This window comes from Kocuria sp. KSNUG, assembly GCF_049532735.1.
GTDB classification, from domain to species: Bacteria; Actinomycetota; Actinomycetes; order Actinomycetales; family Micrococcaceae; genus Kocuria; species Kocuria rhizophila.
In genome coordinates this window covers 1363033-1376862 of record NZ_CP150981.1, presented here as the reverse complement: position 1 = coordinate 1376862, position 13830 = coordinate 1363033, and the positions used below count along the sequence as shown (strand labels likewise).

Annotated in this window: 13 protein-coding genes and 1 riboswitch; of the genes, 4 read left to right on the top strand and 9 right to left on the bottom strand. The window is 71.7% G+C overall.

Annotated elements, in window-relative coordinates; all coding sequences use genetic code 11:
• Nucleotides 1-18: 18 nt before the first annotated feature.
• The 3 genes from AABM36_RS05900 to AABM36_RS05890 all read right to left on the bottom strand — a co-directional run bounded on the left by AABM36_RS05900 (nt 19) and on the right by AABM36_RS05890 (nt 3921).
• Nucleotides 19-984: a GNAT family N-acetyltransferase gene (locus AABM36_RS05900; RefSeq protein WP_423447869.1), complete on the bottom strand. Its 966-nt coding sequence runs from the start codon at nt 982-984 to the stop codon at nt 19-21.
• A gap of 4 nt (nt 985-988) precedes the next feature.
• Nucleotides 989-2371 (bottom strand): glycine--tRNA ligase, encoded by a 1383-nt coding sequence (locus AABM36_RS05895; RefSeq protein ID WP_423447867.1) that lies wholly within the window; start codon nt 2369-2371, stop codon nt 989-991.
• A gap of 356 nt (nt 2372-2727) precedes the next feature.
• Nucleotides 2728-3921, bottom strand: a complete 1194-nt coding sequence (locus AABM36_RS05890) for an acyl-CoA dehydrogenase family protein (RefSeq protein ID WP_019310077.1) — start codon at nt 3919-3921, stop codon at nt 2728-2730.
• 113 nt (nt 3922-4034) lie between these two features.
• Here AABM36_RS05890 and AABM36_RS05885 point away from each other — a divergent pair, with 113 nt between their 5' ends.
• A complete protein-coding gene (locus tag AABM36_RS05885) occupies nt 4035-4571 on the top strand; it encodes a MarR family winged helix-turn-helix transcriptional regulator (RefSeq protein WP_019310078.1) in 537 nt (178 codons plus the stop codon).
• Here the strand turns inward: AABM36_RS05885 and mmsB are convergent.
• Nucleotides 4537-5469 carry a 3-hydroxyisobutyrate dehydrogenase gene (gene mmsB / locus AABM36_RS05880; protein WP_019310079.1) on the bottom strand — a complete coding sequence of 311 codons (933 nt, stop codon included), beginning with the start codon at nt 5467-5469 and terminating at the stop codon, nt 4537-4539. The two genes, AABM36_RS05885 and mmsB, sit on opposite strands and share 35 nt — an antisense overlap.
• Before the next feature lie 201 nt (nt 5470-5670).
• Nucleotides 5671-7167, bottom strand: a complete 1497-nt coding sequence (locus AABM36_RS05875; RefSeq protein ID WP_019310080.1) for a CoA-acylating methylmalonate-semialdehyde dehydrogenase — start codon at nt 7165-7167, stop codon at nt 5671-5673.
• 202 nt (nt 7168-7369) lie between these two features.
• Here AABM36_RS05875 and AABM36_RS05870 point away from each other — a divergent pair, with 202 nt between their 5' ends.
• Nucleotides 7370-7606: an RNA-binding S4 domain-containing protein gene (locus AABM36_RS05870; RefSeq protein ID WP_019310081.1), complete on the top strand. Its 237-nt coding sequence runs from the start codon at nt 7370-7372 to the stop codon at nt 7604-7606.
• A 66-nt stretch (nt 7607-7672) separates the two neighbouring features.
• Here AABM36_RS05870 and AABM36_RS05865 read toward each other — a convergent pair whose 3' ends face one another.
• Nucleotides 7673-8317, bottom strand: coding sequence for an alpha/beta hydrolase (locus tag AABM36_RS05865; RefSeq protein WP_019310082.1), 645 nt, complete (start codon nt 8315-8317; stop codon nt 7673-7675).
• Between the two features lie 72 nt (nt 8318-8389).
• On the opposite strand from AABM36_RS05865, the gene AABM36_RS05860 reads away from it, so the two are divergent.
• On the top strand, nt 8390-9265 hold the full coding sequence (locus AABM36_RS05860) for an SGNH/GDSL hydrolase family protein (protein ID WP_423447862.1): 876 nt from the start codon (nt 8390-8392) through the stop codon (nt 9263-9265).
• Between the two features lie 103 nt (nt 9266-9368).
• Here AABM36_RS05860 and metX read toward each other — a convergent pair whose 3' ends face one another.
• The gene (metX, locus tag AABM36_RS05855; protein WP_019310084.1) at nt 9369-10538 is read right to left on the bottom strand and encodes a homoserine O-acetyltransferase MetX; all 1170 of its coding nucleotides are present in this window, start codon (nt 10536-10538) and stop codon (nt 9369-9371) included.
• The gene (locus AABM36_RS05850; protein ID WP_019310085.1) at nt 10535-12070 is read right to left on the bottom strand and encodes a bifunctional o-acetylhomoserine/o-acetylserine sulfhydrylase; all 1536 of its coding nucleotides are present in this window, start codon (nt 12068-12070) and stop codon (nt 10535-10537) included. The genes metX and AABM36_RS05850 overlap by 4 nt, the downstream gene beginning before the upstream one ends.
• Nucleotides 12071-12144: 74 nt before the next feature.
• Nucleotides 12145-12264: riboswitch (SAM riboswitch) on the bottom strand.
• 105 nt (nt 12265-12369) lie between these two features.
• Here AABM36_RS05850 and AABM36_RS05845 point away from each other — a divergent pair.
• Nucleotides 12370-13008 (top strand): VOC family protein, encoded by a 639-nt coding sequence (locus AABM36_RS05845; RefSeq protein WP_019310086.1) that lies wholly within the window; start codon nt 12370-12372, stop codon nt 13006-13008.
• Between the two features lie 36 nt (nt 13009-13044).
• On the opposite strand, the gene AABM36_RS05840 is transcribed toward AABM36_RS05845, so the two are convergent.
• The gene (locus AABM36_RS05840) at nt 13045-13821 is read right to left on the bottom strand and encodes a CPBP family intramembrane glutamic endopeptidase (protein WP_019310087.1); all 777 of its coding nucleotides are present in this window, start codon (nt 13819-13821) and stop codon (nt 13045-13047) included.
• Between the last annotated feature and the right edge of the window lie 9 nt (nt 13822-13830).

The following is a 13830-nucleotide window of genomic DNA, read 5'->3' as shown; positions in this document are numbered from 1 at the left end:
GGGCTCTCGCGGGCTGCGCTAGTCCAGGACCAGCGTCTCGGTCTCCGTGACCACGCGGGCCACGTTCGCGGCCAGGAGGTTGTCCACCACGCTGACCAGCGGGCCCATGGAGTCGTCCACCTCCAGCTCCACCGGGTAGTCGCTCACGAGCAGCGCCAGCAGGGTCTCCAGGGCCGCGCCGGACTGCTCCGGGGTGGCCTCAGCCGCACCGGGCACGTAACCGAGCAGCACGTCCGCGACCTCGTTCGGTTGCGGCTCGTCGTGCGGGTTGGCGGGGTCGAACGGGCGGTAGCTCACGGCGAACGCCGCGATCGGGCCCCTGCCCTCGGTGCCGTCCGCCGTGCGCCGCAGCACCACGGCGCCGTAGGCCCCGGCGGTGTCCGAGAGGAACTGCTTGTTGACCGCCCCGATGCTCACGTCCCCCACCGGGTCCCACGCGTGGACCGCACGGTAGAAGGACTCGACGGCGCGGGTCAGCTCCACGGATCCGGTGGCGAGGTCCGCCACGGCCTCGGCGTCGGAGCCGTCCGCGTTCTGCCCGAGCGTGGGCGCGGGCAGGGCTCCGGCGTCCACGCGCACCACGCGGGAGCGCATGGCATCCGCGAAGCCCAGGGAGCGGGCGAAGCCCTCCCCCGTGGAGCCCGGGGTCACGCGCGTGCGCAGGGCCTCGGTGGGAGCACCCGCCTCACGGGCGGCCGCCCGCAGCCGGGACACCAGCTCGCGCCCGATGCCCTCGCGGCGGTGGTCCGGTGCGACCTCCACGAACAGCCACAGCCGCTGCGGGTGCCACGCGGAGGCGTAGCAGACCCCGGCGGCGACCGGAACGTCGTCGTCCGTGGCCACGAGCGTCACGGTGAACCCGCTCTGGTCCGCAGCACCCAGCCGGGCGCGGAACGCCTGGACGGGCGCGGACTCGGCGTCCGGCCACAGCTCGAGCAGCCGGAGGTCGTCGTCCTCCTGCCAGGGGCGGTAGTCGATGCTCATGCGCTCACTTCTCCAGGCGCTCGGCCAGGTACTGCTGCACGCGGTCCAGGCCCACGCGCTCCTGCGTCATCTCGTCGCGCGAGCGGATGGTCACGGCCTGGTCCTCGAGGGTGTCGAAGTCCACGGTGATGCAGAACGGCGTGCCGATCTCGTCCTGGCGGCGGTAGCGGCGCCCGATGGCCCCGGCGTCGTCGTAGTCGATGTTCCAGCGGCGGCGCAGCTCGGCGTCCAGGTTCTGCGCGGCGGGGCGCAGGTCCTCCTTCTTGGACAGCGGCAGCACGGCGGCCTTGACCGGGGCCAGGCGCGGGTCCAGGCGCAGCACGGTGCGGGTGTCCACACCGCCCTTGGTGTTGGGTGCCTCGTCCTCCACGTAGGCGTCCACCAGGAACGCCATCATGGAGCGGGTCAGCCCGAAGGACGGCTCGATCACGTACGGGGTGTAGCGCTCGCCGGAGGCCTGGTCGAAGTACTGCATCTTGGTGCCGGAGGCCTCGGTGTGGTTGCTGAGGTCGAAGTCCGTGCGGTTGGCCACGCCCATCAGCTCACCCCACTCGGAGCCCTGGAAGCCGAAGCGGTACTCGATGTCGATGGTGCCGTCCGAGTAGTGCGCGCGGTCGTCCGCGGGGACGTCGAAGCGGCGCATGTTGTCCGGGTTCACGCCCAGGTCCACGAACCAGTTCCAGCACGCCTCGACCCACTCGTCGAAGTACTGCTTGGCCTCGTCCGGGTGGATGAAGTACTCGATCTCCATCTGCTCGAACTCGCGCGTGCGGAAGATGAAGTTGCCCGGCGTGATCTCGTTGCGGAACGCCTTGCCGATCTGTCCGATGCCGAACGGCGGCTTCTTGCGGGACGCCGTCACCACGTTGAGGAAGTTCACGAAGATGCCCTGGGCGGTCTCCGGGCGCAGGAAGTGCTTGCCCTCCTCGTTGTCCACGGGGCCCAGGAAGGTCTTCATCAGGCCGGAGAACTGCTGGGGCTCGGTCCACTTGCCGTCCTGGCCGGTCTCCGGGTCCTTGACGTCCGCCAGGCCGTTGACCGGGGGGTGGCCGTGCTTGGCCTCGTACGCCTCCAGCAGGTGGTCCGCGCGGTAGCGCTTATGGGTGTGCAGGGACTCCACCAGGGGGTCGGTGAACGTCTCCACGTGCCCGGAGGCCTGCCACACCGCGGACGGCAGGATGATCGAGGAGTCCAGGCCCACCATGTCCGCGCGGCCGCGCACGAAGGTCTGCCACCACTCGCGCTTGATGTTCTCCTTCAGCTCTGCACCTAGCGGCCCGTAGTCCCACGCGGAGCGCGAGCCCCCGTAGATCTCACCCGCCTGGAACACGAAGCCCCGGCGCTTGGCCAGGGAGATGACATTGTCCAGGGTGGATTTCGGGGCCATGTGGTCTCACTTCCGTGTCTCGCGCGGAGCCCGCGGGGGCTCGCGCGTGGGGATCGGTGGGCTCAGGCTCTCGACCCGCACGGGGAGAGCCGTTCCGCTCCAGGGTAGCGAGGTTCCGCAGGCCGGACCTAACCCCCGCGCACGACGACGCCGCACGGCCGCCTCCCGCGCGCACCGCCCGCTCCTGCACGGCTCACCTCGCCGCCTCCGACCCGCCCGCGCAGCATGCGCTCGAACCATCCGCTCGGAACCGGGCACCCCGGCGCGCGGGGTGACCGAGCGGCCCGGGCCTGTTGCGCCGCTGAGGGCGGGGCGGGCGCCGGAACCGGCCCAGCGGCGTCGTCCCCGGCGCGCTGCTACGAGACGAACGCGGAGACGCCCGTGAGCGCGCGGCCCACGATCAGGGAGTTGATGTGGTAGCTGCCCTCGTAGGTGTGGATGGCCTCGATGTCCGCCATGACCTTGGCTATCCCGTAGTGGCTGAGCAGGCCGTTGCCGCCCAGGGCGTCCCGGGCCTGGGACGCGCTCTGGCGGGCCAGTCGGGTGGCGGTGGACTTGGCCAGGGCGGCCTGCATCATCTGCAGGTCGTCCGCCTCCTGCACGCGGGTCACCTGGGCCATGAGCCCCGAGCAGGCGGCAAGGTTGCCGGCGGCCTCCGCGATGACCTGCTGCACCAGCTGGAAGCTCGCGAGCGGCTTGCCGAACTGGATCCGCTCGATCGCGTAGTCGCGCACGATGTCGAACACCGCCATCTGGGCGCCGACCGCCTGCCAGCCGACCCACGCGCGGGAGTCCTTGAGCAGGCCGTTGGCCGCGGAGAAGTCCTCGGCGCCGGGCAGCAGGGCGTCCGCGGGCAGCCGCAGGTCCGTGAGCTCGATGTCCGCGTTCTGCATGATCCGCAGCCCGATCTTGTGCTCGATCTTGGACGCCGTGTATCCCGGCAGAGAGGTGTCCACCGCAAAGCACTTGATGCGGCCGTCGGCGGTGTCCCGGGCCCACACGAGCGCGAGGTCCGCCACTGTGCCCAGCCCGATCCAGCGCTTGCGGCCGTTGAGCACCCAGCCGTCCCCGTCACGGGTGGCCGTGGTGGCCAGCCCGCCGGCGATGTCCGAGCCGTGGTCCGGCTCCGTGAGGCAGAACGCGCCGAGCCGCTCCAGCTTCATGAGCCCCGGCAGCCACGTCTCCTGCTGCTCCGGGGAGCCGAACGCGGCAATGGTGCCCACGATCAGCTCATTGTGGATGCCCAGCAGCGCGGAGAGGGAGAGGTCCGCGCGGGCGATCTGCGCGTGCACCAGCCCCTGGAACAGTCGCGAGGACCCGTCCTGGGCCACCTGCCCCAGACCGAGCTCCGCGAGCGCGGGCAGCAGGTGGCGCGGCAGCTCCTCCTTGTTCCAGGCGTCCACGCTCTGGTGCCGCACCTCGGCCTGCAGGTGCTCCGTGATGGCGTGCAGCCGCTCGCGCTCGGACTCGGGCAGCTGGCGCTCCAGGTGCAGGAGGTCGGGGCCCGGGAGGGAGCGGGGGGCACGCGGGGATGCTGCGGCTGAGGTCATGGTCCTGTTCCTAAGGTGGTGGGCAGGTCGATAGTGGTGCGTCCGACTATAACGCAGGCATGCATTTTTCTGTGGTCCGGATCACGGACCCCGCGCGCCCCTAGACTGTCTCCATGCCCCAGAACCAGCCGCTCAACAGGGACCCCATTGCGGAAGCTCAGCGCAATTGGGAGCGCGAGGGCTGGACCGAGGCCGCAGGACCGATGGCCGCGGTGACCTCGATCATGCGGGCCCAGCAGATCCTGCTGGGCAGGGCGGACCGGATCCTGAAACCGTTCCAGCTCACGTTCTCGCGCTACGAGGTGCTGGCCCTGCTCAGCTTCGCGCGCGAGCACAAGATGCTCATGAAGCGGGCCAGCGCCCTGCTGCAGGTGCACCCCACGTCCATCACCAACGCGGTGGACCGGCTGGAGGACGCCGGGCTGGTGCGCCGCGAGCCGGTCAGCACGGACCGGCGGGCGGTGAACGTGGCGCTCACCCCCACCGGCCTGGATGTGGTGGGACGGGCCACGCGGGCACTGAACGAGCAGCTCTTCCTGGACACCGGCTTGGCGGCGCACGAGGTGGACGCGATCGTGGCGGCGCTCAGCGGGCTTCGTGCCCGCGAGGGGGACTTCACTCCCCCCGGGAACTCTCCCGCAGCGTCGTGATGATCTCGGAGAAGTCCTTGCCCGCGTGGCCGTCCGCCACGAACTGGTTGTAGAGCTCGGCCGCAAGCCGTCCCATGGGCGCGGTGGCACCGGTCTCCTCCAGCGCGGTGGCCGCGAGGTTGAGGTCCTTGGCCATCAGGGCGCCGGCGAAACCGGGCTCGTAGTCGTTGTTGGCGGGGCTCGTGGGCACGGGCCCGGGAACGGGGCAGTTGGTGGTCAGCGCCCAGCACTGGCCGGAGGCGTTGGAGACCACGTCGTAGAGCGCCTGGTGCTCCAGACCCAGCTTCTCCGCGAGCACGAACGCCTCGCTCACCGCCACCATGGACACACCCAGGACCATGTTGTTGCAGATTTTCGCGGCCTGGCCCATGCCGTTGCCGCCGCAGTGCACCACGCGCGCACCCATGATCTCCAGCAGGGGCCGCACGCGCTCGAAGACCTCGTCCGGCGCACCCACCATGAACGCGAGCGTGCCGGCGGTGGCGCCCACCACTCCCCCGGAGACCGGGGCGTCCGCAGCCGTGAACCCCTTCTCCTGCGCCAGGGCCGCCGCCTCCTGCGCCTCGGAGATGTTGATGGTGGAGCAGTCCAGGAACGTGGCCCCGGCGGGTGCCGCGGCCAGCAGACCCTCACCGCCACGGGCCCCCGTGTACGCGTCCTTCACGTGCTGCCCGGACGGGAACATGGTGATGACCACCTGCGCCTGGTGCACGGCGTCCTCCGGGGTGTCCGCCACGGTGAGCCCCTGCTCCCGGGCGGCGTCCATGGCGGCGGGCACCACGTCGAAGGCGGTCACGGACACCCCGGCCTTCACCAGGTTCACGGCCATGGGTCCACCCATGTGGCCCAGGCCCAGGAAGGCGACGGTGGGGAGCTGCTGGCTGGTGGTCTCTGTCATGACGTTCCTCGTTCCAGGGGTGGCGGTGGCTCCGCGCGTCGCGGAGCGGCGGGAAGGTGGGAGTGCCGGCGCGCCGGGACTCCGCCGGGCGGCGTCGTGCGGGGTGCGTCGTGCCGGACTCGGTGACGGGATGCGGCGGCGTGGCGCGGTAGCGGGGTGCAGCGGCGTCGTACGGCGTGGCGCACGACGCCGCCGCGCGGCTCAGCTGCCCTCGGGCATCACGAAGCTCGCGCCCTCCTTGATGCCGGAGGGCCAGCGCGTGGTGACGGTCTTGGTCTTGGTGTAGAACTTCAGCCCGTCCGTGCCGTGCTGGTTGAGGTCGCCGAAGCCGGAGGCCTTCCAGCCGCCGAAGGTGTAGTACGCGATCGGCACGGGGATGGGGACGTTGACGCCCACCATGCCCACCTCCACGCGGGTGGTGAAGTCCCGGGCGGCGTCCCCGTCCCGGGTGAAGATGGCCACGCCGTTGCCGTACTCGTGCTCGCTGGGCAGGCGCAGGGCCTCCTCGTAGTCCGCGGCGCGCGTGATGCACAGCACCGGGCCGAAGATCTCCTCGCGGTAGATGCTCATGTCCGTGGTCACGTGGTCGAACAGGGTGGCACCCACCCAGAACCCGTTGGGGTGCCCGTCCACGGTGGCGCCGCGGCCGTCCACCACAAGCTCCGCGCCCTCCTTCTCACCGGCGGCGATGTAGGACTCGATGCGCTCCTTGGCCTGGGCGCTGACCACGGGGCCGAAGTCCGAGGACGACTCCAGGGACGGGCCGAGCGTGAGCGTGGCGATCCGCTCCTCGAGCAGCGCGCGCAGCTTGTCCGCAGTGGCCTCCCCCACGGGGACGGCCACGGAGATGGCCATGCAGCGCTCGCCGGCGGAGCCGAAGGCCGCACCGATCAGGGCGTCCGCGGCCTGCTCCAGGTCCGCGTCCGGCATGATCACCATGTGGTTCTTGGCGCCGCCGAAGCACTGCGCGCGCTTGTTCTGCGCGGCGGCCGCGGTGTAGATGGACTGGGCGATCGGCGAGGAGCCCACGAACCCGACGGCCCGCACGCGCGGATCCTCGATCAGGGCGTCCACGGCGGTCTTGTCACCGTGGACCACGTTGAGCGCACCCGCGGGCATGCCCGCCTCCAGCGCGAGCTCCGCGAGCCGCACGGGCACGGAGGGGTCCCGCTCGGAGGGCTTGAGCACGAACGTGTTGCCCGCGGCGAGCGCGATGCCCGCCTTCCACAGCGGAATCATGGCGGGGAAGTTGAACGGGGTGATGCCCGCGACCACGCCGAGGGGCTGACGCAGCGAGTGGACGTCGATGCCCGTGCCCGCGCCGCTGGAGAACTCGCCCTTGAGCAGGTGCGGTGCACCGGCCGCGAACTCCACGACCTCCACGCCCCGCTGGATGTCGCCCTTGGCGTCCGGGAAGGTCTTGCCGTGCTCGTTGGAGAGCAGGGTGGCCAGCTCGTCCATGTTCTCGTTGATCAGGTCCACCCACTTGAGCAGGATCCGCGCGCGGCGCTGGGCGTTGAGCCCGGACCACTGCGGGAACGCCTCCTCGGCGGCGGTCACGGCCTGCGCGACCTCCTCCGCCGAGGCCAGCGGCACCTGGGCGCTCACCGCGCCCTCCACGGGGTTGTACACGTCCTGCGTACGGCCTGAGTCGCCCGGGGTCTTCCGGCCTGCGACGAAGTGGGGAACGAGTGTCATGTCTTCTCCTGGGGATGGTGGGAGGGTGTGATGCACGTCTCCCCCGAACGTATCCCCACTTCATTGGACGTGCAACTACTTGGGGGCACGACGCCGCCCGGGCGCGTTTCCGCACCCCCTCACCCCACTCCGCCCACACACGTCCGCGAAGCGGGCAGCGTTCCCGGCGATCCGCCCCGTGCATGCCTGAGACAATGGACGCATGAGCGACACTGCGTATGAAGAGATGCCCATCCGGGACCAGATGATCCGCCTGGGCCAGGCCCTGAAGCTGGCCAACCTGGCCGAGGACGGACACCACGCGAAGACCCTGGTGTCCGAGGGCGCGGTGCAGGTCAACGGCGCCGTGGAGACCCGCCGGGGCGCGCAGCTGCACCCCGGGGACGTGCTGGCAGTCCCGGGCTCCGGCATGCCGCCCGTGCGCATCGTCAGCGCATAGAGCGGTCCGGCACCCCCACCGCAGTGGGTGCGCCGGACCGGAGGATGGTGCGGATGGGTGGTGCGCTCAGTCCGTGAGTGCCCGCAGGTACTCGGAGACGTGGGACAGCTCCTGGGGTGAGACCCCGTGGCCGATCCCCCGGTACTGCACCTTGGTGGCGTCCGCGTGCTGCTGGGCCCACTCCGCGGTGAGGTCCACCAGGGCGGGCGGGATCACGGGGTCCTCGGGGTCCCGGCCCCAGAACATCCGCAGGGGCTCCTCGCGCAGCGCGGCGTCGTGGAAGAAGTCTGCCTGGGCGTCGTCGTCCGCCACCGGGACCACGAAACCGGACAGCCCCACCACCGCGTCCACGAGGTCCGGGGCGTGACGGGCCACCGTGGTGGCGATCGCCATCCCCTGGGAGAAGCCCAGCAGGATCACGTGCGTGTGCTGCAGGGACTCGTCCCGCAGCCACTCGACCACCGGCTCCGCGGCGGCCACCACGGCGTCCGTGGTGAAGCCGAGGTCCGAGGACAGCGCGAACCACTGGAAGCCCGCGCCCGCGCGCTGCGGTGCCCGCACGGAGGCCACGGTGAACCCCTGCGGGAGGGACGCGCTCAGGGCCATGAGGTCGCCCTCGTGGGAGCCGTAGCCGTGGAACATCACCACCAGGGGCGTGCCGGCGCGGTCGGCTTCGTCGTTGTTCCAGATCACGTGGGGTGCTTGTGCCATGGCCCCATCCTCACACGCTCCCGTGACGGAGCATGACGGAACCGCCCAGGAATACGTGTTAGTAATTTGACCATGGATGAGAGCACTGCGCCCCGGACCACGTCTCCCGATCCCACCGCCGAGTCCCCCGCCGAGCCCCTGCACCCGTGGCACCGGATGGTGTCCATGGGCGACTCGTTCACCGAGGGCGTGGGCGATCCCGACGACACCGTCCCCGGCGGGTTCCGGGGCTGGGCCGACCGCATGGCCGAGGAGCTCGCCCGCACCACCGACGACTTCGCCTACGCCAACCTGGCCATCCGTGGTCGTCTCTTCCAGCCCATCGTGGACGAGCAACTGGAGCCGGCGCTCGAACTGAGACCGGATCTCGTGACCATCAGCGCCGGCGGCAACGACATGCTCCGCCCCGGCGCGGACCCGGACGACATCGCCTCCCGGCTGGACACCGTGATCGAGGGGATCGCCGCCACCGGCGCTACCGTGGTCATGTTCGACGCCCCGGACATCGGAAACACCCCGGTGATGCGCAGCATCCGCGGCCGCGTGGCCATCTGGAACGAGAACGTGCGCACGGTGGCCGCCCGCCACGACGCCGTGCTCGTGGACCTGTGGGGGCTGAACCAGCTGAGCGACCCCCAGATGTGGGCCCCGGACCGCCTGCACTTCTCCCCGCTGGGACACCAGCTCATCGCGTGCGAGGCGCTGGACTGCCTGGGCGTGGACCACGGACTCATCCCCGACCACCCCGAGGAGCGCCCCGTGCGCAACTGGCGCCAGGCCCGCCGGGACGACATGGTGTGGGCCCGCAAGTACTTCGTCCCCTGGGTGGGCCGCCGCATCCGCCGCCGCAGCTCCGGGGACTACATCACCGCCAAGCGCCCCGCGTTCGGCCAGGCCACGATCCCCGGCGCGGGCGAACAAATCCCGGAGCAGGCCGAGGAGGCCTGAGAGCTCCCACTTCGCTGTGCCGCACGCCGACGGCGCCCGCGCCCCTTCCCGGGTGCGGGCGCCGTCGTCGTGGTCAGCCGCAGCACGTAGCCGGGCACGCCGCTCAGTCCCGCAGCACCGTGGTCCGCAGCAGCCGCCCCACCTGCGGGGTCTCCAGCAGGAAGCCGTCGTGCCCGCTCGGTGAGGTGATGGTGCGCACCTCGTGCTCACCGGGCAGCGCGGCGGCGAGCTCGGCGGACTCTTCGGGCGGGAACAGCCGGTCCGAGTCCACCGCCGCCACGAGCCACTCGCAGCGGGTGCGCGCGAGGGCCTGCCGGAGGCTGCCGCGGCCGCGGGCGACGTCGTGGGACATCAGGGTCTCGTTGACGCTGAGGTACGCATTCGCGTCGAAGCGCGCCGCAAGCTTCTCCGCCTGGCGGTCCAGGTAGCCCTCCACCCGGTAGCGTCCCCGGGTGCCCGGGTGCGTGCCCGCGGGGTCCTCGCGCGGCTGCGCCTCCCGCCCGAAGCGGGCGGCGAGCTCGTGGGCGCTGCGGTAGGTGATGTGCGCGATCCGCCGTGCCAGGCCGAGGCCCTCCACGGGGTGCGGGCCGGCGTAGTAGTCGCCGTGGCGGAACCGGGGGTCCTGCCGGATGGCGAGCGCCTGGGTGCGGCCCCACGCGAGCTGCTCCGCGCTGACCCGGGCGTTCGCCGCGATCACGGCGCACGCCGCCACCCGCTCGGGGTGGCACACGGCCCACTCCAGGGCGCGGGCACCACCCATGGAGCCGCCCACCACGAGCCGCCACCTCCGGATGCCCAGTAGGTCCGCGAGCCGCGCCTCCGCGGCCACGGTGTCCCGCACGGTGATCCGGGGGAACCGCGAGCCCCACGGCGTGCCGTCCGGGGCGAGGCTTGCCGGGCCGGTGCTGCCGTGGCAGCCGCCCAGGATGTTGGCGCACACCACGAACCAGCGGGTGGTGTCGATGGCCGCGCCCGGTCCGATGAGCCCGTCCCACCAGCCGCCGGCGTCCGCGGCGGCACGGCGACCGTCCACGTCGAAGGGTGCGGTGTCCCCGCAGCCCACGGCCGTTCCGCGCGCCGCGTGCGAGTCACCCGTGAGCGCGTGCTCGACCAGCACCGCGTTGGAGCCGTCCGGGGCGAGCTCGCCCCACGTCTCGTACGCCAGGCGCACGTGCGGCAGTCGGAATCCGGACTCGAGGGTGAGCTCCCCGATCTCCGCGGCCCGCACCACACCGTCCCGGCGCACGGCGGGCGCGGTCTGCACCACGGTCATGCCGCGGGCCCGGCGGCCGCGTCCGGACGCGCCGTCGACGACGCCGCTGGGCCGCCGTCCGCGCCGGCGCCGGGGTCCACGGCTGGCTCGGTACCCGCGGAGGCGGCCCGCACGGTGCCGTTCACCGCCCGGTCCGCCTGCGAGCGCGCCGGGTCCTGATCTCCCTGGCCGTGGCGGGCGTCCTTGACCCCCGGAGCCGCGGCCAGGGCCGCGAAACCCTCCTCGAGGTCCGCGAGGATGTCCTCGATCCCCTCGGTGCCCACCGAGAGCCGCACGAAGCCTGGCTCCACGCCCGCCGCGAGCTGCTCCTGCGGGGAGAGCTGCGCGTGCGTCGTGGATGCCGGGTGGATCACCAGGGACCGCACGTCCCCGATGTTCGCCACGTGAGAGTGCAGGCTCAGCGCGTCCACGAACGCGATCCCCGCCTCTTTGCCGCCCTCCAGCACAAAACCGAGAACGGAACCGGCTCCCCGGGGCGCGTACTTGCGCGCCCGCTCGTGCCACGGGGAGGACGGCAGGCCGGCGTAGGACACGGAGCGGACCTCGGGGCGGGACTCGAGCCACTCGGCCACCCGCTGGGCGTTGGCCACGTGGCGCTCCACCCGCAGGGACAGCGTCTCGATGCCCTGCTCGATGAGGAACGCGTTGAACGGGGAGATCGACGTGCCCAGGTCACGCAGCAGCTGCACACGAGCCTTGAGCACGTAGGAGAGGTTGACCCCGAACGCGCCGTCCGCGCCCAGGTCCCGCGCGTACACCAGGCCGTTGTACGTGGGGTCCGGCTGGTTGAAGCCCGGGAACCGCTCCGGGTCCGCGCCGTAGTCGAAGCGCCCGGCGTCCACGATGAACCCGCCGATCGCGGTGCCGTGCCCGCCCAGGAACTTGGTGCCCGAGTGCAGCACGATGTCCGCGCCCCACTCGATGGGCCGCACCAGGTACGGAGTGGCCACGGTGTTGTCCACGATCAGCGGCACCCCGGCCTCGTGGGCGATCCCGGCCACGGTCTCCACGTCCAGGACGTCGTTGCGGGGGTTGGGGATGGTCTCCCCGAAGAACGCCACGGTGGTGGGGCGCACGGCGTCCCGCCACTGCTGCGGATCGTCCGGGTCCGCCACGAACGTGGTCTCCACACCCAGCCGCGGCAGCGTGTGCTTGAGCAGGTTGTACGAGCCGCCGTAGAGGGACGGGCTGGCCACCACGTGCGTTCCCGCACTGCCCAGGTTGAGCACCGCCAGGGTGGCGGCGGCCTGCCCGGAGGAGACCATCAGCGCCCCCACTCCCCCTTCCAGGGAGGCGAGTCGGTTCTCCACCACCTCGGTGGTGGGGTTGGTCAGACGGGAGTAGATGGGGCCCATGTCCGCGAGCGCGAACCGCGCGGCGGCCGTGTCCGCGTCCGGGAACACGAAGGACGAGGTCTGGTGGATGGGCAGCGCCCGTGAACCCGTCACGGGGTCCGGGTTCTGGCCCGCGTGGATCTGGCGGGTCTCGAAGGCCCAGTCCTGGGGGTTGTCGGGGGTGGGTGCAGTGCTCATGGCCGTGCTCCTTCTCGGAAGGATCAGGGGCCAGGCGACCGTCCGCACGGTGCCCGCACGAACGGGCGACCGGTGGCCCGCGCTTGCCGTGGACGTCGGACGACGTCACGGCCAGGTCTTCACCCAGGGCACCCCGCCGCGGTAGGGAGGGTTGCCGGTCAGCAAGCTGGGGCTTGGCGCTGACTCTCGTGACCTAGACCTCAAGTGTGGGAACCCGGCGGCTCCCGCGTCAAGTTCGGTGTCCGCAGTGTTGCACCCGTCGATTTGGACCCCCGTGTGACGGGTGCCACCATGACTGCATGAAGCTGGACCACGTTTCCTTCGCAGCGCAGCCGGACGGGCTGGAGGCCACCACCGAGCGGATCGCGGACCGCCTGGGGATCGAGCCCGTGAAGGGCGGCGTGCACCCCCGGTTCGGCACGCAGAACATGATCCTGCCGCTCACGGACCACCAGTACGTGGAGGTCGTGACCGTGCTGGAGCACCCCGCCGCGGACAAGGCGCCGTTCGGCCAGGCCGTCCGCGCCCGCTCCGAGGCCGGTGGCGGCTGGCTCGGGTGGGTCGTGGAGGTTCCGGACCTCGCTCCGTTCGAGCAGAAGCTGGGCCGCCCCTCCGTGCCGGGCGGGCGCATCTTCCCGGACGGCCGGCGCCTGGACTGGCACCAGATCGGCGTCAAGGGCCTGATCGCGGATCCGCAGCTGCCGTTCATGATCCACTTCGACTCCGCGGACGAGATGCACCCGTCCCAGGCGCGCATCACGGACGTCCGCCTGACCGGCATGGACATCGCCGGTTCCCCCGAGCGCGTCACGGACTGGCTCGGCGGTCCCGTGGAGGACGTCCTGCGCTCGGTGGACGTCACGTGGTCCGCTCCCCACGGCACCCCCGGCCTCATGGCGGTCACCTTCGGCACCCCGGACGGGCCCGTCACCATCTGATCCGCCGGGGCACGACGACGCCGCCCGCCCAGGCGGTCAGCCGGCCAGGAGCTGCGGCGCGAGGAAGCCGACCGCGTCCAGCAGGAAGTGTGCGACGAGCAGCGGCATCACCCGCCCGTACCGGCGGTAGCACCACACGAACACGAGCCCCATGACCAGGTTGCCCAGCGCCGGCCCCACCCCCTGGTACAGGTGGTAGCTCGCCCGGAGCACCGAGGACACGATGGCCACGGTCCACCACGAGCGGCCCAGCCGCCGCATCCTGTCCGCGAGGAACGCCACCACGATGATCTCCTCCACGAGCGCGTGGCGCAGGGCGGTGAGCAGTAGCAGCGGAACCGTCCACCACGTGTTCTCCAGGGTGGAGGTGGTGATCTCCGCCGTGATCCCGAGCGCCCTCCCGGCCTGGTAGAGCACGAGGGTCCCACCGCCCATGACGGCGAACAGCGCGAGGCCCCGGGCGGCGTCGTGCCCCGGGCGGCGTGCATCCGCACCGATGCCGCGCAGGGCGGTGGGGATCCGGGAGGTGGTCCCCGCGAGGAACCACAGCGCGAGCACCACGGGCACGAGCGCGAAGCAGATGCTGGTCAGGCGTCGCAGCGCGTCGATCACCGGAACCGGGCTGAGCGGCTGGTTGAGCGTGGTGGAGCTCTCCGCGATCGAGGACTGCACCGCCATCTCCACGAGGTCCAGCACGGAGTACACCGCCGACGCGCCCAGGGACACCCCGAGCACCAGCAGGATCTGCATCCGGAGGTCGGCGCGCGGCACGCTCGGTGAAGTGGGAGAAAGATTGGTCTGCACGCGGCACATTCTGCCGCG

Coding starts and splice junctions, on each gene's coding strand:
- AABM36_RS05860 (WP_423447862.1), top strand. CDS start 8,390: ATGGATGAGAGCACTGCGCCCCGGACCACGTCTCCCGATCCCACCGCC.
- AABM36_RS05895 (WP_423447867.1), bottom strand. CDS start 2,371: ATGGCCCCGAAATCCACCCTGGACAATGTCATCTCCCTGGCCAAGCGC.
- AABM36_RS05870 (WP_019310081.1), top strand. CDS start 7,370: ATGAGCGACACTGCGTATGAAGAGATGCCCATCCGGGACCAGATGATC.
- metX (WP_019310084.1), bottom strand. CDS start 10,538: ATGACCGTGGTGCAGACCGCGCCCGCCGTGCGCCGGGACGGTGTGGTG.
- AABM36_RS05875 (WP_019310080.1), bottom strand. CDS start 7,167: ATGACACTCGTTCCCCACTTCGTCGCAGGCCGGAAGACCCCGGGCGAC.
- AABM36_RS05885 (WP_019310078.1), top strand. CDS start 4,035: ATGCCCCAGAACCAGCCGCTCAACAGGGACCCCATTGCGGAAGCTCAG.
- AABM36_RS05865 (WP_019310082.1), bottom strand. CDS start 8,317: ATGGCACAAGCACCCCACGTGATCTGGAACAACGACGAAGCCGACCGC.
- mmsB (WP_019310079.1), bottom strand. CDS start 5,469: ATGACAGAGACCACCAGCCAGCAGCTCCCCACCGTCGCCTTCCTGGGC.
- AABM36_RS05840 (WP_019310087.1), bottom strand. CDS start 13,821: ATGTGCCGCGTGCAGACCAATCTTTCTCCCACTTCACCGAGCGTGCCG.
- AABM36_RS05900 (WP_423447869.1), bottom strand. CDS start 984: ATGAGCATCGACTACCGCCCCTGGCAGGAGGACGACGACCTCCGGCTG.
- AABM36_RS05845 (WP_019310086.1), top strand. CDS start 12,370: ATGAAGCTGGACCACGTTTCCTTCGCAGCGCAGCCGGACGGGCTGGAG.
- AABM36_RS05890 (WP_019310077.1), bottom strand. CDS start 3,921: ATGACCTCAGCCGCAGCATCCCCGCGTGCCCCCCGCTCCCTCCCGGGC.
- AABM36_RS05850 (WP_019310085.1), bottom strand. CDS start 12,070: ATGAGCACTGCACCCACCCCCGACAACCCCCAGGACTGGGCCTTCGAG.